The sequence below is a fragment of the Yoonia sp. R2-816 genome, from assembly GCF_046762905.1.
Taxonomy (GTDB): domain Bacteria; phylum Pseudomonadota; class Alphaproteobacteria; order Rhodobacterales; family Rhodobacteraceae; genus Yoonia.
In genome coordinates, this window is record NZ_JBKQXN010000250.1 from 1 (window position 1) to 321 (window position 321).

General features: G+C 64.8%; 1 protein-coding gene. It reads right to left on the reverse strand.

The features are described 5' to 3' along the window. The coding region (locus tag ACFWW2_RS16530; RefSeq protein ID WP_393929723.1) for an autotransporter outer membrane beta-barrel domain-containing protein at positions 1-242 on the reverse strand (242 nt) is incomplete at its 3' end. Positions 243-321 lie beyond the last annotated feature (79 nt).

Consider the following 321-nt stretch of genomic DNA (forward strand, 5'->3'; position numbering starts at 1 on the left):
TCATACCACGTGGCTGCCAGGCCCAGACCCAGACCACTGGTCTCGATCGACCCGTCCCCTAAGTCAGAGCTGACATCCGTACTGCCCGTGCCGTAGGAGACCATCAGCCCGCCCACAAGAAGGCCCGCATCACTGGTGTTCAGGGTGAGATCCGCCCCGATCTCCATCTCCCAGAGACTGCTCTCAAGTGCCGCCCCCGTTGTGCTGTGCTCTTCCGACGCGGTGAGCTGCTCTGTCCCCATCTGGATCCACAGCGGCGAACCCGTATCTTGATCGGCCGCGTCAGACGGCGTGTCAGCCCCTGCGCCGCCCCAGGCCAGG